Genomic DNA, 21314 nt, shown 5'->3' with positions numbered 1-21314 from the left:
TCCTAACGATGGAGCATTTCGAGGAAATCGAGCACACCGCGGACTGGGCGTTCCGCATACGGGGCCGGACGCTCGCCGAGTTGTTCCTGAACGCGGCACGCGCAGTGTGCTGGCCGCGAGGGGCGGCGCCGCAGTTCGAGCCGTCCGTCATGCGCGAAGTTTCCGTCGAGGGCGTGGATCGGGAGACGCTGCTGGTCAACTGGCTGAACGAGTTGCTCTACCTGCAGGAGACCAAGGGCGAAGCGTACAATCGCTTTGAGATCACGGAGATTTCCGAAACCAGCTTGCGGGCGCGCGTGGAGGGCCGAACACGGGAAGCGTCCGACGCCAATCCCATCAAGGCGGTGACGTTCCACGATCTGCGGATTACTGAAGAGAAAGACGGATTCGAGGTGACGGTGGTCGTCGATGTGTAGGGACGCAAGGAACCAATAGGCGATAAACAATAAGCGATAAGCAAATGCCGCAGAAGTCTGATTTCGTGCGGGTGGCGCAGAACGTGTGGGAGATCCCGCAGTCGTACCGCGAGGACATGCGCGCGCCCGCCCGTCTGTATGCCGATGAGGCCCTGCTGGAAGACGCGTTGGGCGACAAGTCGACCGAACAACTGGTGAACACGGCCACGCTGCCCGGGGTGGTGAAGTATGCCATCGCCATGCCGGACATCCACCAGGGCTACGGGTTTCCTATCGGCGGCGTGGTGGCGACACGGCTGCCGGACGGAGTGATTTCGCCGGGCGGAGTGGGCTACGACATCAACTGCGGCGTGCGCATGCTGGCTTCGGCTGCGAAGGTGGAGGAAATACAGCCGTTTCTCGCCGACCTGGCCACGGCGCTCTACCGCAATTGTCCGAGCGGGGTAGGTGCGACGGGCCACATCCGGCTGAAGGATGCCGAGCTGGACCAGGTGCTGGTGGAGGGCAGCCGCTGGGCGCTCAAGCAGGGCTGCGCCCGGCCGGAGGACCTGGAGCGCACGGAGGAATTCGGCACCATGGCGGGCGCTGATCCGGCGCTGGTCTCGCACAAGGCGAAGGAGCGCGGGCGGCACCAGATCGGGACGCTGGGAGCAGGGAACCACTTCATCGAGGTGGACCGCGTGGCGCGTGTCTACGACGAGGAGGCGGCGCGGCGCCTGGGCCTCGATCCCGACCAGGTTGTGGTGCAGATCCACTGCGGCTCGCGCGGGCTCGGCCACCAGGTGTGCGAGGACTACGTGGCGCGCTTCCAGAGGACAGTGCGGGAGTATGGCATCACGCTGCCGGACCGCGAACTGGTGTGCGCGCCCTTCAGTTCGGGCGAGGGTCAGGATTATTTCCGCGCCATGGCGTGCGCGGCCAATTTTGCCTTCGCGAACCGCCAGGTGCTGGCGCATTACATCCGGCGATCGTTCGAGGAAGTCCTGGCGGGCAAGGTGAAGAACTTCGACCTGCACCAGATCTATGACATCGCGCACAACATGGCGAAGGTCGAGGAACACAGAATCGGCGGCGTGAGCATGCGGGTGTGTGTGCACCGCAAGGGCGCCACGCGGGCGTTCGGTCCGGGGTCGCCGGTGCTGCCCAACGACTTGCGCGACCTGGGACAGCCGGTGCTGATTCCCGGATCGATGGGGACGGCGTCGTACATCCTGATCGGGACGCCGGGGTCGATGGAGCAGACCTTCGGCTCCACCTGCCACGGCGCGGGACGGGTGATGAGCCGTGCCAAAGCCAAGCGAACCGTGCGCGGCGCGGAACTTCGCCAGGAGCTGGAGACGCGCGGCATCGTGGTGCGGGCGGGATCGATGGCGGGGCTGGCCGAGGAAGCTCCGGTGGCCTACAAGGACGTGGCCCGCGTGGTGGAGGTCGTCGATCGCGCGGGCATCGGAAAGATGGTGGCGCGGCTGGAGCCGGTGGCGGTGATTAAGGGATAGGCTTTGCCTTCACCCGGCCGGGGACGGCCGGCGCGGCAGATGTGAGACGCGAGCAGCCATGGTGAAGCGCTCGTCCCTGCAACCGCGGCGGCGAGTCTTGCGGACTCGCGCGCGACACGGTAACTTTTTGCGGTGGGCGTGAAGTTCCCCAACCGGCTCGTTCTTCTGTTGACTCTTTCGGGGCTGTATCTATACGGCCTTCCGGATACGAGCGTCTTTTATCTGGCGATCGTGGTGCTGCATCTCGCGGCCGGCGTGTTGCTGGCGCTGCTGCTGCCCGGAGTATTCCGCAGAGCCTTTGCCGGCCTGACCTGGAGTGCGCGCCTGGGCTGGGTGGCGATGACGCTGGGCGCCTTGCTCGGGCTTTTCCTGTTTTCTATCGGCACCACGCGGCCGAACCTGCCCTGGCTCTACGCGCATATTGCGTTGACCACGACGGGTGTGGCGCTGCTGCTGGCGGCGTGGATGGAGAAGCGCGGATGGATGGGGTCAGCGGTGGCGCGGCTCGCTTCCGCAGCGGTGTTCCTGGCAGCGCTTTCCATGGCGGCGGATTACTCCCGGGACAACCTGTGGCAGCGGGCGTTCGTGATCCGCAACCCGAGCACCGCGCCGGCGACGCCGGAAGGCGAAGGCGACGGCCCGCAGGGTCCGTTCTTCCCCAGTTCGGCGCAGGTGAAGGACGGGAAGCTGATCCCGTCGGAGTTCTTCATGAAGTCGGACGCCTGCCAGCGCTGCCACCAGGACATCTACCAGCAGTGGTTCAGCTCGGCGCACCACTTCTCGTCGTTCAACAACCAGTGGTACCGGAAAAGCATCGAGTACATGCAAGAGGTGGCGGGGACGAAGCCTTCGAAGTGGTGCGGCGGCTGCCACGATCCGGCCATTTTGCTGGCGGGCAAGATGGACCAGCCCATCGTCGAGCAAATGGACCGGCCGGAAGCGCACGCCGGCATGGGCTGCATGATGTGCCACTCCATCGTGCAGGTGAAGAGCACCATGGGGCAGGGCGATTTCGTGCTGGAGTATCCGCGTCTGCATGAGCTGGCGGCGAGCGAGAATCCGGTGCTGCGCGGGGTGCACGACATCCTGACCTACCTGAACCCGGAGCCGCACCGGCGGGCGTTCCTGAAGCCGTTCATGCGCCGGCAGACGGCGGAGTTCTGCTCCACCTGCCACAAGGTCCATCTGGACGTGCCGATCAACGCGTATCGCTGGATCCGCGGGTTCAATGAGTACGACAACTGGCAGGCGTCCGGCGTCTCGGGGCAGGGAGCGCGGTCGTTCTACTATCCACCCAAGCCGCAGAAGTGCGCCGACTGCCACATGCCGCTGGTGGAGAGCAAGGACCAGGGCAACATCGCCGGCAAAGTGCACTCGCATCGCTTCCCGGGCGCGAATACCGCGCTGCCGGTGGCGAACCAGGATGAAGTGCAGCTCGAAGTGACGAAGAAGTTCCTGCAGGACAACATCGTCAGCGTGGACATCTTCGCGCTGTCGGAAGCTGCGCCGCAGACAGCGGCGGGCACCGCCGTGCCGGGTGAACTGGCGACCACGTTCGCGGTGGGCGAAGAGGCGGAGATGGCCGCGCCGGGCGGCGGCATCAGGCAGCCGGCCGCGCCGGTGACCGCGCCGATCGATCGCGTGCAGCCGGTGGTGCGACGCGGCGACACGGTGCGCGTGGACGTGGTGGTGCGCACCCGCAAGGTTGGGCATTTCTTTCCCGGCGGCACGGTAGACGCCTTCGACGTGTGGCTGGAACTGAAGGCCACGGATGACCACGGACGCGTCGTGTTCTGGAGCGGTTCGGTCGAAAACGACGGCAAGGGGCCGGTAGAGAAAGGCGCCCACTTCTACCGGTCGCTGCTGGTGGACGCGCACGGCAATCCCATCAACAAGCGCAACGCCTGGGCGGCGCGCTCGGTGGTGTACGTGCGACTGATCCCGCCGGGCGCCGCCGATACTGTCCACTACCGCATGAAGATTCCGGAGGACGCGGGCGGGAAGATCAAGCTGGAGGCGCGACTGCACTATCGCAAATTCGCCTGGTGGAATACCCAGTTCTCGTTCGCAGGCGTACGTGATCCGGCCCAACCCGGTCCATACACGCCGGACTATGACAATGGCCGCTTCGTGTTCACCGGGGATACGTCGAAGGTCTCGGGCAAGCTGAAAGAGATCCCGGACCTGCCCATCGTAACGCTCGCTTCAGACGAGGTGACGCTGAAGGTGGCGCCGCGCTCGGCCAAGCCGCAGGAACCGCGCGTTCGGCTGGACGCCAAAGACTGGGAGCGGTGGAACGACTACGGCATCGGGCTGCTGCTGCAGGGCGACCTGAAGGGCGCGCAGGCGGCGTTCCAGAAAGTGACGGAGATCGATCCGGCAAATCCGGATGGGTGGGTGAACATCGGACGGGCGCGGGTGCAGGAAGGCGACAACGACGGCGCCCGCGAAGTGCTGCAGAAGGCGCTGCAGCTCAAGCCGGATCTCGCACGCGCGCATTATTTCTATGCGCGAGTGCTCAAGGCGGAAGGCCGCTACGACGATGCCATCGGGCACCTGCGGCAGACGCTGGCGCAGTATCCGCGCGACCGGGTGGTGCGCAACGAGCTGGGACGCATTCTGTTCCTCAAGCGGCAGTATCGTGAGGCGGTCCGTGAGTTTGAAAACGTTCTCGAAGTCGATCCCGAGGACCTGCAGGCGCACTACAACCTGATGCTCTGCTACAACGGGCTGGGCGACGAAGCCCGCGCCGCCGAACACCAGAAGCGCTACCTGCGTTTCAAGGCGGATGAAGCCGCGCAAGCCATCACCGGTCCCTATCGGCAGGCCAATCCGGAGGACAACAACGAGCGGCAAGCGATCCACGAGCACGTCTCGGCCCCGCTGGGAAAAGCGGCGGCGGCCCGGCGCACGGCGGCGGTTTCCACTCTTCGTTCGGGGAACTCGGATTGATGCGCCGGCGAGCGGGTTCTTTCCTTTTCCTGGCCTGGCTGGTCGCGATTCCTGCGGTGGCGCAGGATTCCAAGATCAGATTCCGCGATGTGACGCAGGCGGCGGGCATCCGCTTCACGCACAACAACGGCGCCTTTGGCAAGAAGTACCTGCCGGAGACCATGGGCTCGGGCGCGGCCTTTCTCGACTATGACGGCGACGGCTGGCAGGACATCCTGCTGGTGAACGGCAAGGACTGGCCAGGGCGTCCGCAGCGACCTTCGACGCCGAAGCTTTACCGCAACAACCGCAACGGCACCTTCACGGACGTGACGGCGCGGGCCGGGTTGGCGGTGAGCCTCTACGGCATGGGCGTGGCCGTCGGCGACTACGACAACGACGGTCACGAAGACGTCTTTCTGACCACGCTGGGGCAGAGCCGTCTGTTCCGCAACAACGGCAACGGCACGTTCACCGACGCGACCAAGGCCGCGGGTCTTGAGGGTCCGAACGAGTTCTCCACGGCCGCCGCCTTCCTCGACTACGACAAGGACGGACGCCTCGACCTGGTGGTCGGCAACTACGTGCAGTGGTCGATAGAAAAGGATTTGTTCTGCACACTGGACGGACGCTCGAAGTCCTACTGCACGCCGGAGTCATACAAGGGAGCGTCGGCGCGCCTGTGGCGGAACGCGGGGGCGGGGAAGTTCCAGGACGTGACAGCGCAGGCCGGCCTGCTCGATCCGACATCCAAGACCCTGGGCATCACGGTGCTCGACGCCAATCAGGACGGCTGGCCCGACCTGCTGCTGGCGAACGACACTCAGCCCAACAAGCTCTACATCAATACCGGCAAAGGTTCCTTCACGGAGAAAGGCGTGCTTGCCGGCGTGGCCTTCAGCGAAGACGGCGTGGCGCGGGCGGGCATGGGCGTGGACGCGGCAGACTACGATCGCTCCGGGTATCCCAGCGTCCTGATCGCCAATTTCTCCAACCAGATGCTGGCACTGTACCACAATGAGCGCAACGGGCTGTTCGTGGATGAGGCTCCGCGCTCCGAGGTGGGGCGCAAGAGCCTGCTGACCCTGGGCTTCGCGTGCTTCTTTTTCGACTACGACCTGGATGGCTGGCTGGACATCTATGTAGCCAACGGGCACATCGAGAACGAGATCGAGCGCATCCAGAAGCGGGTGGCGTACGCGCAGCCGCCCCATATGTTCCGCAACCTGGGCAGCGGAAAGTTCGTGGAAACCACCGAAACGCTGGGGCCGCAGTTCGCGCACCCGCGGGTGGCGCGCGGCGCCGCGTACGGCGACCTCGATAACGACGGCGACCTCGACCTGGTGGTGACCACCAATGGCGGACCGGCCGTGCTCTTCCGCAATGACGGCGGAACGAATCGCAGCCTGCGCGTGAGGCTGGTCGGTACGCGCTCCAACCGCAACGGACTCGGCGCCGTGGTAACGGTGACAGCGGGCGGAGAGAAGCAAGCGCAAATGCTGCGCAGCGGATCGAGTTACCTTTCGCAGAGTGAGCTGGTGCTGACCTTCGGGCTGGGCGCGCAGGAGCGCGCCGGCCACGTCGAAATCAAGTGGCCGAGCGGCCAGACCGACAGGCTGCAGAACGTCGCCGCGGGGCAAACCATCGTGGTGGAAGAAGGAAAGGGAATCGCAAGCTCCCTGCCGTTCGCGTCCGCTGCTCCGGCTGCGAAGCCACCTGCTAGGCGGCAGTAAGCACGGCCAGTTCGCCAATCACCTGGTCGGTGGTGACCAGGCGTCCTCCGCGGCGCTCGATCTCCTCCAGGGTGGCGCGGCCTTTGGCCTCGTCGAGGTGATGCACGGCGTCGCGCACCAGCCACACGCTGTAGCCGCGGTCGAGCAGCCCACGCGCCGCGATGGCCACGCAGATCTCCGTCACCACCCCGTAGAGCACGATCTGGGCATCCTTGCCGATGCGCTCCAGAAGCGCGTCTGCGTTCGGATTGGTGAAGTTATCAAGGCTGTCTTTCTCCAGTATGATCTGCGCGTAGTCTTCCAGGCGCGCTGGAACCTCAGCGGGGCGATTTGGAATGAGAAACGCGTCCGGCACCTGGGTTTCCGCAACCTTCTTCTGTCCCGCAGTGCCGACCACACAGTGCGGCGGCCAGTGAGCGAATTCGGCGGAATCGGGCGGGTGGGCGTCGGTCGTGGCCACGATAGGGATCTGGTGCTGGACGGCCCATTCGGTGAGACGCCGGAGGTTGGGCAGAATGGCTTCGGCCCCAGGAACGTACAGCTTGCCACCCGGGTGGATGAAATCCACCTGCGTATCTTCGTCCCAGAATACGAACCTCATCGGCCATCCTCCTTGGCAACCGCGGGAAGGATGCGGCTGCGCACTTCTTCCATCAAAGTTTCGAGAGCGGAACTGATCTCTACAGAATAGGATGCGGGATCGCGCAGTGCGCGATGCCGCTGCGGCAGGCGTGCCAGTGTGCGGCGCGCTCGCTGTTGGACTTCTCCGAGCGGCGGCGAAGGAGCCACCGGTTTGCCGCCCTCCATCGCCTTCGAGAGCAGGGGTTCGGCGTCTGGGTATTGCTCGGTGTCGCGCGCAATCAGGTCGTGGTCGTAGGTGCCATCCGGAGCCGAGAAGCGGAAAACCTGCTTGGGGCCCGGATAGGTGGCCTTGGCGGGGCTGAACTTGGCGCACGGCTGGCGTTTGCCTCCCATCTCGATCTCCACCAGCTTGTAGACGCCGCCCAGAGCGGGTTCATCTTTGGAGGTGGCCAGCGCCGTGCCCACCCCGAAGGCGTCCACTTCCGCTCCGGCGCGCAGGGCGTCGCTGATGACGAATTCGTCGAGGTCGCCGGAGGCGAAAATCTGCGTATCGCCAAGGCCGGCCTGGCGCAAGCGGCGCCGCGTTTGGCGGGAAAGCTCGACCAGGTCCCCGCTATCCAGGCGGACGCCTCGCGGCTTCAGCCCCAGGGCGACGATGCGGTCAATGGCCGCCAGAGTGTCATAGGTGTCCACCAAGAGGACGGCGTGCTGAGGAAAGGTTCGGAGAAAATCGCGGAAGCTCTCGTCCTCCTGGGAGTGCGCCATCACGTATGAGTGAGCGAGCGTGCCATAGGTGGGGATGCCGAAGCGGCGGCCGGCTTCGACATTCGACGTGCCGATGCAGCCGCCGATGAAGGCGGCGCGCGCGGCCAGCGTGCCGGCTTCTGGCCCGTGGGCGCGGCGCGTACCGAACTCCACGACGCCACGCCCGTCCGCCGCCTGCACCACGCGGGCTGCCTTGGTGGCGATCATGGTCTGGAAGGTGATGGTAGTGAGCAGGAAGGTCTCCACTACCTGCGCCTCGATGATGGGCGCGGTTACTCGCAGCAGCGGCTCATTCCTAAAGGCGGGAGTGCCTTCGGGGATGGCCCAGACTTCGCCGGTGAAGTGGAACTCGCGCAGGTATTCGTAGAAACGCGAGCTGACGTTGCCGAATGCCGGATGACGCCGCAGGTAGTCGATGTCATCGGCGGTGAAGTGTAGGTCTTCCAGGAACTCCAGAGCCTGCTCCAGTCCGGCGACCAGCAGGAAGCCACGTTCGCGCGGCAGGTCACGCACGAACAGCTCAAACGTGGCACGCGCCTCGAAGCCGCGATCGAAGTACGCCGCGGCCATGGTCAGCTCGTAAAGATCGGTCAGGAGCGCGGAATGGGCTGGCTGCCGCATGGGGTTCCGGCTGCGGGCTAAGCCAATTATAAGAACCCGGGAGAGCGGACGGAGCGGAATCCTCGCGGACTACTGCGTCACGACGGTCTTGCGGATCTCTGCCAGGACACGAGCCGTTTCTGGAGCGTGGAGCCGGCCGGAGCGCAGCAGAGCTTCCAGGCCTTCGAGATCCGGAGCGAGGTGCGCGACGGCCCAGGGCTCCAGCACGCGGGTGGCGATGCCGTGCTCGCGCAGGCGGGCAAGAGTGTGAGCGAAAGTCTCCGGATGGTTCCAGGGGAGTCCAGCCAGCAAGCGTGGGGGACACCGCTTCAAGCCGAGCAGGTAGAAGCTGCCATCCTCGGCGGGACCGAGGACGGCTTCGGCGTGACGCAACTCGAGGCGCGCGTCTTCGAGAAAATGCGCGGAGAGACCAGGATGATGCGCGGGCACGGCCAGCGCAAAGCCGGCCTCGCGGAGCGCCTGTCGCAGGATCCGCTCCAGGCGCTTCCCGAGACCGCCGCCGGAGGCGGATCAAGATCCGCCGCCAGCCGGCCGGAGGTCGCCGCTACCGGCCTCGTCCAGGGCAGGGAGCAGACCATACGCCACGTGTCGCGGAAGAACGCGGCGGCCAGTCCCGCAGCCCGGGTGGCACCCGGACCGGAGAGCAAATCCGCGGCCACGCCACGCGGCAGCGTGGCGAACACACAGACAACTCCGCGTTCGTTCACTCGCTGACTCACCGGCCGCTTCTGGACTGGCAGTCCGGCGGTTGGACGCGCCGGGCGTGGGGTCGGGTATACCGGTTCGTCCCTTCATCCCAGGTGAAATCGTGCAATGTGATACTCCGCCCACTGTCACAAATCCCTTTGCAGCCGTGCCTCCACCAAGGGTAAGGTGTGCGGCATGGCGCACCAGGAAGATGAAGTTCAGGAATTGCAGCGCCGGCTGGCCGGGCTGACAGCCCGGGTCTATCGCCTTGAGCAGAGGCTGGGCCTCGAGCCGGAAGTGCCGGTGGAGCCGCGGCGCGAAGCAGTGGTTCCGGCGGAAGCAGCGGCTACGCCCTTAATGCAACCCATCCCCGTTGCGCCGCCGGGTGAAGGACAGCCGGTCGTTCCGTCGGCCCTTGCACCGGCTGCCGCGGCCGAGAGTCTGGAATCGGTGGTCGGCGGGCGCTGGCTGAACCGGGTGGGCATCTTCGCTGTCTTCATTGGGGCGTTCTACTTCCTCACCTATGCGATTGAGAACAAATGGATCGGCCCTGCCGGGCAAGTCACCATCGGCTTGCTCGCGGGCATGGGAGTGATCGCCTGGAGCGAAAAGTTTCGACAGCGCGGGTACAGGTTCTTCGCGTTGTCGCTCAAGGCGGTAGGAATCGGCGTCCTGTACCTGTCGCTCTGGGCCTCCTTTCAGTACTACCACCTGGTTCCGGCGTCCGTGGCTTTTCTGGGCATGGTCATTGTCACCGCCGCCACCGCGGCCATCTCCATCCGGCAGGATTCCGAGGTGCTGGCGGCGTTTGCGTTGCTGGGCGGATATCTGACGCCGGTACTGGTCTCCACCGGAATGAATCGCGCGGTGGAGCTGTTCTCCTACGTGGCCTTGCTCGACGTGGCCACCGTGGTCCTGACGGTCTTCCGGCCGTGGCGCCGGCTCCTGCTGGGCAGTTTCCTGGGCACGCTGCTGCTGTACGTGGGCTGGTATGACCAGTTCTACGACCAGTCGCAAATGCTGCGGACGTTCGGCTTTGCCACGCTGTTCTTCGCCATCTTTGCGAGCGTTCCGGTGGTGCGCAGCCTCCGCCGCGCCGGCGAAGGAGGCAGGGCCGAGGCTGTATCTCCCGTGCTGATCGGCCTGACGCTGATCAATGCCGCCACATACTTCCTTCAGGCCTATGACCTTCTGCATCACCTGAAGCCCGACCCGATGCCGGGGATCGCGGTATGCCTGGGCGCACTGTATCTCATCCTGGCCTGGCAACTGCGGCGGGACGCCGAAGCCGAGCAGTCGCCGGCCGCGTCGCTCATCCCGCTGCTGCACGTGGCGTTGGCCGTGGGCTTCCTGACCATCGCCATCCCGCTGAAACTGGAGCGGCACTGGATCACGCTGGGCTGGCTGGCGGAGTCGGGCTTGCTGCTCTACGTTTCGTACCGGACGCGCAGCGAGCTGCTGTACCGCATGGGCATCGCGGCGCTGGCCCTGGGCGTGCTGCGCCTGCTGCTCTACGACAACTTCTACGTCGAGACGCTGGTCTTCAACTGGCGCTTCCTCACCTATGGCGCGGCCATCGCCGTGCTGGCGGGCGTGATTCACATGGCCCAGCGGGAAGGGGAGCACGGGCTGGAAATCGCCCTCCCTATCATCGCCATCAACTTGCTGGCGCTGTTCGCGCTGCACTACGAGATTGCGGACTACTTCGCGCGCCGCACAGCGGAGATCACGCAGACGTTCGGGCCGGGTTCCTGGCAGTACACCAGCCAGTGGCGCACGCTCACACTGGCTCGCGACTTCACGTACTCTGCCGTGTGGATGATCTACGGAGCGGGCCTGCTTTCGGTGGGCTTCTGGAAGCGCTCGGCCTTCCTGCGCTGGCAGGCGTTGATTCTGCTGGCGGTGACCATCGTCAAGGTCTTCACCTACGACGTCTCACAACTGGAGAAGGGTTACCGCATCATGAGCCTGATCGCGCTGGGCGTGCTGCTGCTGGGAATCTCGTTCGTGTACCAGCGTGATTGGCTCAAGCTTTCCACGCGCAGCCGCGCGGCGGAGCGAAGCGCTGAGGGAGGAACGCCGTGAGGAAGCTTCTGGCGGTCGTGCTGGCGGCGCTTGTTCATCCGGCGTGGGCGGCGAGCGATGCTTCCATCAGCTACTTCACGCACGTGCGAGACGTTTCCGTGAGCGATCCGGCGCGGCAGAACTACGCGGTCGTGGACGAAGAGATGTTTGGCGTGGCCCGTAACGATCTTGGCGACCTCCGCCTGTACACGCTGGAGGGAGCGGAAGTGCCGTACGCGCTCGCCATCCAGCGGTCCGCCTCGCGCTCCACCGAGGATGATGTCCGCGTGCTGCAGCCGGGAACCATCGGGGGCAGAACGCAGTTCGTGCTCGATGTTTCCGGCGTCGAGGAGTACAACCGCGTCACGCTCGACCTCGCAGCGCGCGACTTCATCGCCCAGGCCACCGTCGAAGGACAGAATGACCTGCGCCAGTCGCGCTGGGTGAATCTGGGAACGCGCACGCTCTACGACTTCACGCGCGAGAAGCTGGGCCGGAACTTCACTCTGCGGCTTCCGGATTCGCGCTTCCGCTATCTGCGCATCACGCTGGCGGGAGGAGTGAAGCCCGGGGAGGTCGGGGGCGCGAAGGTGGCAAGAGTGGAGGAGGTACCCGGCCGCTGGACGGAGATCGGAGTGAGTCCCCGCTTCACGCGCGAAGGACGCACGACGGTGATCACCTGGGATGCGCCGCCCAACGTTCCGCTGGAGCGGTTGTCGTTCGAAGTGGAGGACAGCCAGGAGAACTTCCGCCGCGACTTCCACGTGTTCAACGCCCAGGGTCGCGAACTGGCGTCGGGTACGGTGACCCGTGTGCGGCTGCCCCGCGCCGCCGAGGCGGGCACGGAGAGTCTGGCGCTGGAACTGCCGGGGCTGCAATCGCGCAGCTTCCGCGTGGTCATCGAGAATGGCGATGATCCGCCGCTGCGCCTGGTGGCGGTCCGTGCCTGGTTCGCGGAACGACGTCTGTACTTCGATGCCAGGGGCAAACAACGGCTGCGGCTGTACTACGGCGATCCCGAGCTGACTGCGCCGGTCTACGACTACGCCAAGTTTTTCCGCGCGGAGGAGTCGGCGGCACAGGCGACCTACTCCGCGCCACAGGAAAACAGGGCGTACACCGGCCGTCCCGACCGCCGCCCGTGGAGCGACCGCCACCCGGAGGTGCTGTGGGCCGCACTGCTGCTGGCCGTCGGCGGCCTGGGCGCGCTGGCGCTGCGGAGTCTGCGCGGTTAAGGGCCGCTAGCGCAAGGCTTCTTCAACCTCAGAGAGCCAGTCGGGCTTCTTCAGGACTTCGCGCGGCTTGGGGCCGTCGGCAGCGCCGACGATGCCGTCTTTCTCCATAAGGTCGATGAGGTGGGCGGCACGGCCATAGCCGATGCGCAGACGCCGCTGCAGGAGTGACGTCGAAGCTTTGCCGAACTCCACCACCAGGCGCACGGCGTCTTCAAAGAGTTCGTCGTGTTCCTCGTCGCCCAGTTCGCCGTCCTCGCCGCCTTCGCCACGCGCGCTCTCGTCTCGCGGCGCCTGCAGGAACTTCTCGTCGTACTGGGCTGAAGCTTGCGCCTTCCAGAACTCGACCACGGCAGTGATTTCCTTTTCCGTGACGTAAGGCGCATGCAAACGATGCACGCGCGCCGAGCCCGCCGGCAGATAGAGCAGGTCGCCGCGGCCCAGCAGGGCTTCCGCGCCGTTGGCGTCGAGGATGGTCCGCGAGTCCACCTTGGTGGCTACGCGGAAGGAGATGCGCGCCGGGAAGTTGGCCTTGATGAGTCCGGTGATGACGTCCACCGAAGGCCGCTGCGTGGCCAGCACCAGGTGAATGCCGACGGCCCGCGCCATCTGCGCCAGGCGGGTGATGGATTCCTCGACGTTGGCCCGGTCGAGCATCATCAGGTCAGCCAGCTCGTCGATGACGATAACGATGTAGGGCAGCGGCCGGTTGGTCTCGTCCTGTTTCTCGAACAGGCTGGGCGTGTGCTCGTCGCCGAACAGCTTGTTGTACTGGTCGATGTTGCGCACGCTGTGCTCGGCCAGCAGCTTGAGCCGCCGCTCCATCTCCCGGCAGGCGTTGCGCAGCGCGTACGCCGCGAGTTTCGGCTCGGTGATGATGGGCGTGTACAGATGCGGCAGGCCTTCGTAGATGCCCAGTTCCAGCCGCTTGGGGTCCACCAGGATGAGGCGAACCTGCTCGGGCGTGGCCTTGTAGAGGATGGACATGATCATGGCGTTGATGGCCACGCTCTTGCCCGTTCCGGTGGCCCCGGCAATCAGCAAGTGCGGCATGGGCGCCAGATCGGCCACCACCAGCCGGCCGTTGATGTCCTTGCCCATGGAGAGCGTCAGCTTGGACTTCGAGGCCGCGAACTCCTGCGCCTCGATCACCTCACGCAGCCAGATGGTTTCGCGCTCGCGGTTGGGCACCTGGATGCCGACCGTGGATTTCCCCGCCATGCGCTCGATGAGGATGCTCTCCGCGCGCAGCGCCAGGCAGAGGTCATCGGCAAGATTGGTGATGCGGCTGTACTTGATGCCCGCTTCCGGCTTGTATTCGAACGTAGTCACTACCGGACCCGGATTGATGTGCGTCACCTGGCCATGCACGTCGAACTCAGCGCACTTTTCCATGAGGATCTGCGCCAAGTGGCGGAGCTGCTCCTCGTCCACGGCCGCTTGCTCCTCGGGACGGTGCAGCAGGGAACTCGAGGGCAAACGATAACCGCCGGTGATGCGCGGCATTACCGTCCTGGTCTTGAGCGCGGCATCGGCGCGCGAGCCCAGTTGCGGTTCCTCTGCCGCAGGCTCGGGACGCGATGAAGCGCGGGATGAAGCCGAAGCTGGAGTTGCTGGCGGAGCGGCACCCGGCGAAGTCGTTGCCGCGGCCCGGCGTTCGGCCAGTTTCTCCGCGAGCCGTTCCGCAACCGATTCGGTCGGTGGCCCAGCGGCGGGCACAGGCTTGCGTGCCTGCGCGATCTGGGCCGCAGTTCGTTGGGCGGCGATGCGGCGCTTCTCCAGCTTACGTTGCGCCTGTGCCTTGGCGCGTGCGTTGCGCCAGTCCAGGAAGCGGTCGCGGGCCGCGATGGCGAACGCGAAACGCGTTTCCAGCCACAGCCGCGAGGCAGCGAACGAGAACGCGGTCGAAAGATAGAGCGCCACGGCAATGGCAGTCAGCGCCACCACGTAGGCGCCGGCGACGTTCAGGTAGTGCACCAGGAGATCGCCGGCGATGCGTCCCAGCAGCCCTTCAATCGGTACGGCGCCGAGCCAGCGCGGATGCCAGGGGAGCAGAGCCAACAGAGTGGGCAGGAACAGCAACAGGGCCGCGCATCCCAGCGACTTGGCCACAGGCGAACTCACCGGCCGCGAGCGGAACCAGCTCAGGCCCAGCATGCCCAGCATCGCCGGTAACAGGAAGATTGTGATGCCGCCGACTTGCATCAGCAGGTCGGCGATGACCGCGCCTACCATTCCCACCCAGTTGCGGGCCGGGCGCGAGCCCACAGGCGACGCCGCCGTGTTCAGCGACGGATCGAGCGGCGAATAAGACGCCAGCGCCAGGAGCAACAGCAGCGCTCCGATCAGCACCAGGAAGCCGATCAGCTCGTTCAAACGGCGGTTGTTCGTGGGGGTGAAAAGGCGCGAAAAGTGCTTCATTCCGGCGTAATCGAAGGACGCACAAGAACTCTTCGGCGGCATTGAGCCGCGCCGAATCTGTGCGAATTACGCCAGAGCCGCTAGTGATTATCGTTCAGCGACTCGCTGGTGACAACCAAATTCTGCCCGGGGGGAAGCCTGAAAGCCAGCCGGGTGGGCACCTCAAGGACCGCTTCTAACCGATTGCTGCAAAAGCAGTTCGGCGCGAGAGGCTAGATTTGTGCGGCGCCATCCACCGACTTCCATAAATACCAGGCCGCTATCGAGCAGTAGGGATGCCAGGCCTTGCCGATGCGCTCTACCTGGCGGGGCGTGACCTTGCGCTTGCGGTAGGCGCGCCGGATGGCGTTCTGTACCCCCAGGTCGCCGGTAGGAAGCACATTGGGACGGCGCAAAGCGAACATCAGGAACATCTGCGCGGTCCAAACCCCGATGCCTTTCACGCGCGTGAGCGCCGCAATAACCTCTGCATCTTCCATCTTTTCCAAAGACTCAAGGTCCAGCTCCCCGTTGCGCGCGTGCCGTGCCAGGTCGCGCACGTAGCGCAGTTTCTGTTTGGAAAGCCCGCAGGCACGCAGCTTGTTGGGATGGAGCGCCAGGATGCCTTCCGGATCGAGCTTGCCGCCACAAGCCTCGACCACGCGCCGGACAATGGTGGCCGCCGCCTTGCCGCTCAACTGCTGGTAGATGATGGAACGGACCAGCGTGTCGAAGGTGGGCTCATCGTATTCCATACGGAACTCACCGACGCGCTGAATGATGGCGCCGAGAACGGGATCGGAGCGTTGCAGGTGCTCGAGAGCGTGTTTCATCGGGAGAGTTGGCCAGTTCGGGTTAGGTGACGCTGGTTTCCTGGTAGGTTCCGTAGACCTCGCGCAGGGCGTCGCAGATCTCGCCCACAGTGGCATAAGCGCGGACGCACTCGAGGATGTAGGGCATCGTGTTCGCATGCGAAACCCGGCCGTTGCCCGCGGCCTTTGGCTCTTCGGCCGCAGCGCGCTTCAAAGCATCAAGACGGCGGCGAACTTCTTCGTTGGAGCGGCGCTGCTTGAGCGCGGCCAGCTTCTCTGACTGGTGGCGGGCAACAGACTCGTCGATGTAGAGCGTATCCGGCGGGCGGTCCTCTTCCATCGTGAATTCGTTCACGCCCACGATGATCTTCTCTTTGGCCTCGACCGCACGCTGGTATTGGTAGGCGGACTCGGCGATCTCCTTCTGCGGGTAGCCGCGCTCGATGGCCTGTACCATGCCGCCCATGGCGTCGAGCTTCTTGAAGTACTCGCGCGCTCCTTCCTCCATCTCCAACGTGAGTTTTTCGACAAAGTAGCTGCCGCCCAACGGGTCTATGGTGTTGGGCACGCCCGACTCGTAGGCCAGGATCTGTTGCGTGCGCAGGGCGATGCGGGCGGCATCGGCGGTGGGCAGGGCCAGGGCTTCATCGAAGGCGTCGCAATGCAGGGATTGCGTTCCGCCCAGCACCGCGGCCAGGGCCTGGATGGCCACGCGTGCGATATTGTTCATGGCCTGCTGCGCGGTGAGCGAGACGCCTGCGGTCTGGGTGTGGAAGCGCAGCAGCCAGGTGCGCTCGTTCTTGGCCCCGAAGCGGTCCTTCATCACCGTGTACCAGAGCTTGCGTGCGGCGCGGTACTTGGCGATTTCCTCGAAGAAATCGTTGTGCGCGTTGAAGAAGAAACTCAGGCGGGGGCCGAACTCGTCCACATCCAGGCCGCGCCGCCGCGCCCATTCCACATACTCGATGCCGTCATAGAGCGTGAAGGCCAGTTCCTGGAGCGCGGTCGAACCGGCTTCGCGAATGTGGTAGCCGCTGATGGAAATAGTGTTGAAGCGGGGCGTGAAGGCGGAGCCGAACTCGAACGTATCCACCACCAGTCGCATGGAGGGCGCCGGCGGATAGATGTATTCCTTCTGCGCGATGTACTCCTTGAGGATGTCGTTCTGGATGGTGCCGGAAATCTTCTTCCAGTCCGCGCCCTGCTTTTCCGCCACCGCCAGGTACATGGCCCACAGCACCGAGGCGGGCGAGTTGATGGTCATGGAGACCGTGGTGTGCTCCAGGTCGATGCCGTTGAAAAGGATCTCCATGTCCTCGAGCGAATCGATGGCCACGCCGCACTTGCCGACCTCGCCCTCGCTGGCGGGATGATCGCTGTCATAGCCCATCAGCGTGGGCAGGTCGAAGGCAACCGAGAGTCCGCCGCCGCCGTGCTCCAGCAGGTACTTGTACCGCTCGTTGGTCTCCTCCGGGGAAGCGAAGCCGGAGAACTGCCGCATGGTCCATAACTTGCCGCGGTAGCCGGAAGCGTGGATGCCGCGCGTGTAAGGCGGCTGGCCGGGATAGTTCAGGTACTTTTCGTAGCTCCAGTCTTCCGGCAGGTCGGCTTGCGTGTAGAGGCGCCGGATGGGGACGTTCGAAATCGTGCTGAAGCGCGCGTTCCCATGCTCGTCCTGGTTTACGCCGGTGGGAGCGCCGATGGGCTTCTCCGGATGGCGCTCGAGCGTGGGCGCGAGCGTCCGCTCTGCCCATGCTCTCTCAGACTGGGACGGATGGCGGCCCTCGAAAACGTCCTGAATGGGGCTTTCGGCGAGTTTTTCCGCAGGCTTTCGTTCCGGCGCCATGGGGCAATGATAGAAGATGAACCATGGGGTAGCAACGATGCTGGAAATGGGTACGTGGCCAATCTGCGAGTGGCTTCCTGAATCCGGCACCCGGGCAACGCTGAGGGCAGTGCTTCGTGCCTAGCGCGAGTCGAAAGGCTTTCGACTCGCCGCACTCGCCGCAGCACTGTCGGCAGCGTTTCCCGGGTGCCGGGGAGGAGGGTCGCCCTTGGCTCCCGCTTGTTGCGCCCTGGATCTTTCGAGCGCTCTGCCGTACTTCCAGGCCACGTAGCGAGCGTGGTTGCGGTGCAACAAGAGGCCTTCGCGTCCATCAAGGAAACCGAAGCGCAGGAAGTAGTTGTAGAGAAACGTAAGCGGAGGGTTGAACCAGCGGTTGAGCCAAAGCCACCAGCGCGGCTTGTCGCGGATCATCTCGGCACCGAGGTCGGCATAGCCTCGCATGTGGTCGAGGTAGTCTTCCATCGTGGGATAGGAGTGATGGACGATGGCGTGGTACAGCCGGCCCGTCGCGCCAGCTACTTCCACGGTTTCGTGCACCAAGCGGTCTTGGACGCGTCCAGACCCACGACGGAAGAGGCGCAGCTTGGGATCCGGCCAGAAGCCGCCGTGGCGAATCCAGCGGCCGAGGAAGTGGTTCTTGCGGGGGATCCAGAAGCCTTGAACTTCTGTGCCGCTGGAGAGCGTGGCGCGTATCTCTTCGGCCAGGCCCGGTTCCACGCTCTCATCGGCATCGAGCAATAGCACCCAATCGCCAGTGGCCTTGTCGATGGCCGAGTTCTTCTGCGCAGCGTAGCCTTTCCATGGTTCGACGAAGACTTTGGCGCCTTGGGACTCGGCGATTTCACGGGTGCGGTCGGTGGAGCCCGAGTCGACGACGATAGTCTCGCCGGCGCCGTCAGCCACCAGTTGCCGCACACTCTCCAGCGTCCGGCCGATATTGGCCTCCTCGTTGAAAGTGATGAGGACGACGGAGAGCTTCACGCGCCCAAGCATACCCGGAGCATCCGGCCTGGCAAAGCGCCCCTGCTAGCGCCGCACGGCGATGCCCTGCACCTCGAAGCGAGCCCCATAGAGCAGCGGTCCGGAGCCGATGAAGGCGCGGGCGGGAAAGTCCCTGCCAACGTGGGCGCGATATACGTTGTTGAACCGTCCCCAGAGGGAGACGTCGGAGCAGAACACCTGCACGTAGACCAGGTCTTCCATGGACATGCCTGCTCGAGCGAGCGTGGCCTTGAATTCCTCCAGCACCAGACGAGCTTCTTCTTCGGGAGAAGCCGGCGGCTTCTGCGTTTTGGGATCGAGACCGATGTGGCCAGCGAGATAGAGCGTATCGCCGACCAGGACGCCGTTGCTGAAAGGGAAATCGCCTTCCGGCTTCAGATAGCGCCGTTCGGCCTTTTGTCCGGTATCGGAGAACGCCATCAACGAGAAGAGAGAGAGGGCGAGCAGCCAGACGAGGGGAGCGTTTGCGTACAACAGTCTCATGACAAGCCTCCTGTAAGGAGGCATCAGCTTACACTGCATTCGCGGCATGGAAAACGAAGGCCCGGCATGCTCCGGAATGGGGCCATGCCGGGCAGTGAGGCTACGGTGCCTGAGGTTTCTGCTCTTCAGTGCGCGGCGCGACACCGGGCACGGCGGGCAGCGTGCGAACTGTTCCACTCTCGGCGTCATCCAGTTCGATGCGATTGCGGACGAGCGTGGCAGCGGTCACGCGGTCCAGTTCGACGCGTGTCTTCTCATAAGCCGCGTTGGCGGCCACCAGATTCGACTCCGCCTGGGCCAGGTCGCGCTGGGCCTGGAGCACCTGGAAATTGGTGGAAGCGCCGAGAGCGTACTTTTTCTGCTCGGCATCCAGCGATTCCTGGGCCAGTTGCACGCCTTTGCGCGCGGCTTCCACACGGGCGCGGTTCTGCTGCACGGAGAACTGAGCGTTGCGGACTTCGATGGCCACCTGGTTCTCGAGTTGCTGCAGCCGGAGCTGGGCCTGCCGGTACTCCAGCTCCGAGCGCACCTGGTCGGCTTGGGCGCCGCGATTGCGGATAGGGATGGTGATGTTCAGGCCAATCGCGTAATCGGGGTTATCGGCATCGATCAGGCTGTGAAAAGCACTGTAAAAGCCGGTGGTAGGGATGGTGCCCGGCGGAATAAGCGCATTGTTGGGATTCTGAACTCCGGCCAGCGCCGAAGTGCCATACCAGGCCACGAAGTCCACTGTGGGAAGAAGGGCGTTGCGCGCCGACTTGATGCTGATTTCGCGGTTGGTCAGGTCAATACGCGCCTGGACCAGTTCCGGACGTCCCTGCTTGGCCTCACGAACGAGGTCCTCGATGGGCTGCACGGGCTCTTGTTCCGGCACCACCATGGTATCGGTGGGGATGACGGGTGCGGCGGCGATGCGCGCCTCGCCCAGGTTGCGGGTGATGGCGTTCTTCATCAGGAGTTGCTGTAACTGCAGGTTGGTCTGGGCGACGATCAACTCCTGGTTGCGCGTCGCCACTTCACTTTCAGCGCGCACGATCTCGATGGGCGCGAGTGTGCCGATCTCGACCTGCTTGCGATTGTCTGACAGCGTCTTGTTGGCCAGAGCCAGCGAGCGCTCTTTTACCTTGACGTCCTCATAGGCGTTCACCAGGTCCCAGTAGATGTTCTGGATCTGTGACACGGTGTTAATCACCTGGTTACGGAAAGCGACGTCGGAGATCTCCCGGTTGTTCTTGGCGATGCGGATGAAGCGGGTATTGGGCCCGAGGCCAAAGCCGGCCAGCAGATGTTGGCGAATGCTCAGACGGAAGGAGGTGTTCACCTGCGGCACCAGAGTGGAGAACAAACTGTTGTTCGTCTGCCGGGTGTTATCGAAAGTCACCTGCATGGCGGTTCCGGTGTGGAATCCCTGCGTATAGGTGAAGTTCGCGGTCCCGGTATTCTGCTGGAAATTTGGGACGCCCGTGGTCACGGTGTTGGACAGCGGGAAAGTGGCGTGATTGATGTTGAGGGTGGCGCTCAAGGCAGGGTCGAAGGAGTCGACGGCGGTTCCCGCGCCCACCGTACTGGTCACCAAGCCGCCGGCCCCGGTCCCTGCGCCGCCGGCGCCGCCCGTGGTGCCGCCGGCCCCCGCCCCGGCCGCGCCGGTACCGAAGCCACCGACGCCGCCGCCGGGCGTACCCTGCACCAGGCCGGTCGCGACCCCGCGGATGCCCTGGCCGGCCTTACTGCGCAGGATGTCGGTGTCCGCAATCTGCAGGTTGTAGCGGGCGATAGCGAGATCCAAGTTGTTCTCCAGAGCGAGCGCGATAGCGTCGGCCAGCGAGAGCCGGATCTCACCGCCCACCATGAGCTGGTCGATGCGCTCGGTGTTGGTGGTCCGCGGCTCGGGCACCTTGCGGGCAATGTACGGCCCTACGAAGCTGGGTATGTGGGAGCGCGGCTGGGAATAATCGGCCACCTTCTCCTGTGCCGACGCCGCGACCGGCGCCAGCAGGACCGCCGCCAGGACGGTCAAGAGTCCCCTCGAAACAAAAAAAGAAGCACGCATGCGCTTTTTCTCCCTACCTTCTCGTAATCCGGGCTTCCACGTAGAGACTGCCGAAGTTTGAAATCGTCAACGGTTTATACGCAAATTGCCGCGCCCGGGTTTCCGCTTTCTTGCGGGGCGGCATTCCGCAGGCAGGCGTCTCCAAGACGGAAGTCCGATAGTATAGCGCGTGCGGGACGGTTGCAGACGGGATG

The 21314-nt window shown here is 64.7% G+C and carries 16 protein-coding genes; 7 read left to right on the top strand and 9 right to left on the bottom strand.

The genetic code is table 11. The annotated features are described in order from the left end of the window. Positions 1-8: 8 nt before the first annotated feature. From VNK82_08835 to VNK82_08820, 4 genes are all read left to right on the top strand, one after another. Positions 9-416 (top strand): archease, encoded by a 408-nt coding sequence (locus VNK82_08835; protein ID HXE91053.1) that lies wholly within the window; start codon positions 9-11, stop codon positions 414-416. Between the two features lie 44 nt (positions 417-460). After that, complete coding sequence (locus VNK82_08830) at positions 461-1912, top strand: RtcB family protein (protein HXE91052.1); 1452 nt, start codon at positions 461-463, stop codon at positions 1910-1912. Between the two features lie 138 nt (positions 1913-2050). Next, positions 2051-4864, top strand: coding sequence for a tetratricopeptide repeat protein (locus VNK82_08825; GenBank protein HXE91051.1), 2814 nt, complete (start codon positions 2051-2053; stop codon positions 4862-4864). Next, on the top strand, positions 4864-6576 hold the full coding sequence (locus tag VNK82_08820) for a CRTAC1 family protein (GenBank protein ID HXE91050.1): 1713 nt from the start codon (positions 4864-4866) through the stop codon (positions 6574-6576). Before VNK82_08825 ends, VNK82_08820 begins: the two co-directional genes overlap by 1 nt. On the opposite strand, the gene VNK82_08815 is transcribed toward VNK82_08820, so the two are convergent. The 3 genes from VNK82_08815 to VNK82_08805 all read right to left on the bottom strand — a co-directional run bounded on the left by VNK82_08815 (position 6563) and on the right by VNK82_08805 (position 9012). Next, complete coding sequence (locus VNK82_08815) at positions 6563-7177, bottom strand: isochorismatase family cysteine hydrolase (protein HXE91049.1); 615 nt, start codon at positions 7175-7177, stop codon at positions 6563-6565. The genes VNK82_08820 and VNK82_08815 overlap by 14 nt on opposite strands. Further along, positions 7174-8544, bottom strand: coding sequence for a nicotinate phosphoribosyltransferase (locus VNK82_08810; GenBank protein ID HXE91048.1), 1371 nt, complete (start codon positions 8542-8544; stop codon positions 7174-7176). The genes VNK82_08815 and VNK82_08810 overlap by 4 nt, the downstream gene beginning before the upstream one ends. A 69-nt stretch (positions 8545-8613) precedes the next feature. Continuing rightward, positions 8614-9012 carry a DUF2064 domain-containing protein gene (locus VNK82_08805; GenBank protein HXE91047.1) on the bottom strand — a complete coding sequence of 133 codons (399 nt, stop codon included), beginning with the start codon at positions 9010-9012 and terminating at the stop codon, positions 8614-8616. On the opposite strand from VNK82_08805, the gene VNK82_08800 reads away from it, so the two are divergent. From VNK82_08800 to VNK82_08790, 3 genes are all read left to right on the top strand, one after another. Next, positions 8908-9258 carry a hypothetical protein gene (locus VNK82_08800; GenBank protein ID HXE91046.1) on the top strand — a complete coding sequence of 117 codons (351 nt, stop codon included), beginning with the start codon at positions 8908-8910 and terminating at the stop codon, positions 9256-9258. The genes VNK82_08805 and VNK82_08800 overlap by 105 nt on opposite strands. 168 nt (positions 9259-9426) lie before the next feature. After that, positions 9427-11316, top strand: a complete 1890-nt coding sequence (locus VNK82_08795) for a DUF2339 domain-containing protein (protein HXE91045.1) — start codon at positions 9427-9429, stop codon at positions 11314-11316. Continuing rightward, positions 11313-12530 carry a DUF3999 family protein gene (locus tag VNK82_08790; protein ID HXE91044.1) on the top strand — a complete coding sequence of 406 codons (1218 nt, stop codon included), beginning with the start codon at positions 11313-11315 and terminating at the stop codon, positions 12528-12530. The genes VNK82_08795 and VNK82_08790 overlap by 4 nt, the downstream gene beginning before the upstream one ends. A gap of 6 nt (positions 12531-12536) precedes the next feature. Here the strand turns inward: VNK82_08790 and VNK82_08785 are convergent, their stop codons facing one another. The 6 genes from VNK82_08785 to VNK82_08760 all read right to left on the bottom strand — a co-directional run bounded on the left by VNK82_08785 (position 12537) and on the right by VNK82_08760 (position 21087). Next, positions 12537-14948, bottom strand: a complete 2412-nt coding sequence (locus tag VNK82_08785; GenBank protein ID HXE91043.1) for a DNA translocase FtsK — start codon at positions 14946-14948, stop codon at positions 12537-12539. 212 nt (positions 14949-15160) lie between these two features. Further along, a complete protein-coding gene (locus tag VNK82_08780; protein HXE91042.1) occupies positions 15161-15760 on the bottom strand; it encodes a DNA-3-methyladenine glycosylase in 600 nt (199 codons plus the stop codon). A gap of 22 nt (positions 15761-15782) precedes the next feature. Further along, a complete protein-coding gene (locus VNK82_08775) occupies positions 15783-17585 on the bottom strand; it encodes a methylmalonyl-CoA mutase family protein (protein ID HXE91041.1) in 1803 nt (600 codons plus the stop codon). Between the two features lie 120 nt (positions 17586-17705). Beyond that, positions 17706-18578, bottom strand: a complete 873-nt coding sequence (locus tag VNK82_08770) for a glycosyltransferase family 2 protein (GenBank protein HXE91040.1) — start codon at positions 18576-18578, stop codon at positions 17706-17708. Between the two features lie 33 nt (positions 18579-18611). Next, positions 18612-19070 carry a Rid family hydrolase gene (locus VNK82_08765; protein HXE91039.1) on the bottom strand — a complete coding sequence of 153 codons (459 nt, stop codon included), beginning with the start codon at positions 19068-19070 and terminating at the stop codon, positions 18612-18614. 100 nt (positions 19071-19170) lie between these two features. Beyond that, the gene (locus VNK82_08760; protein ID HXE91038.1) at positions 19171-21087 is read right to left on the bottom strand and encodes a TolC family protein; all 1917 of its coding nucleotides are present in this window, start codon (positions 21085-21087) and stop codon (positions 19171-19173) included. Positions 21088-21314 lie beyond the last annotated feature (227 nt).

The organism is Terriglobales bacterium (assembly GCA_035573675.1).
In the GTDB taxonomy this organism is placed as follows: Bacteria; Acidobacteriota; Terriglobia; order Terriglobales; family Acidobacteriaceae; genus DATMAB01.
The sequence above is the reverse complement of the archived record's forward strand: the minus strand, read 5'-3'. Positions and strand labels throughout refer to the sequence as shown.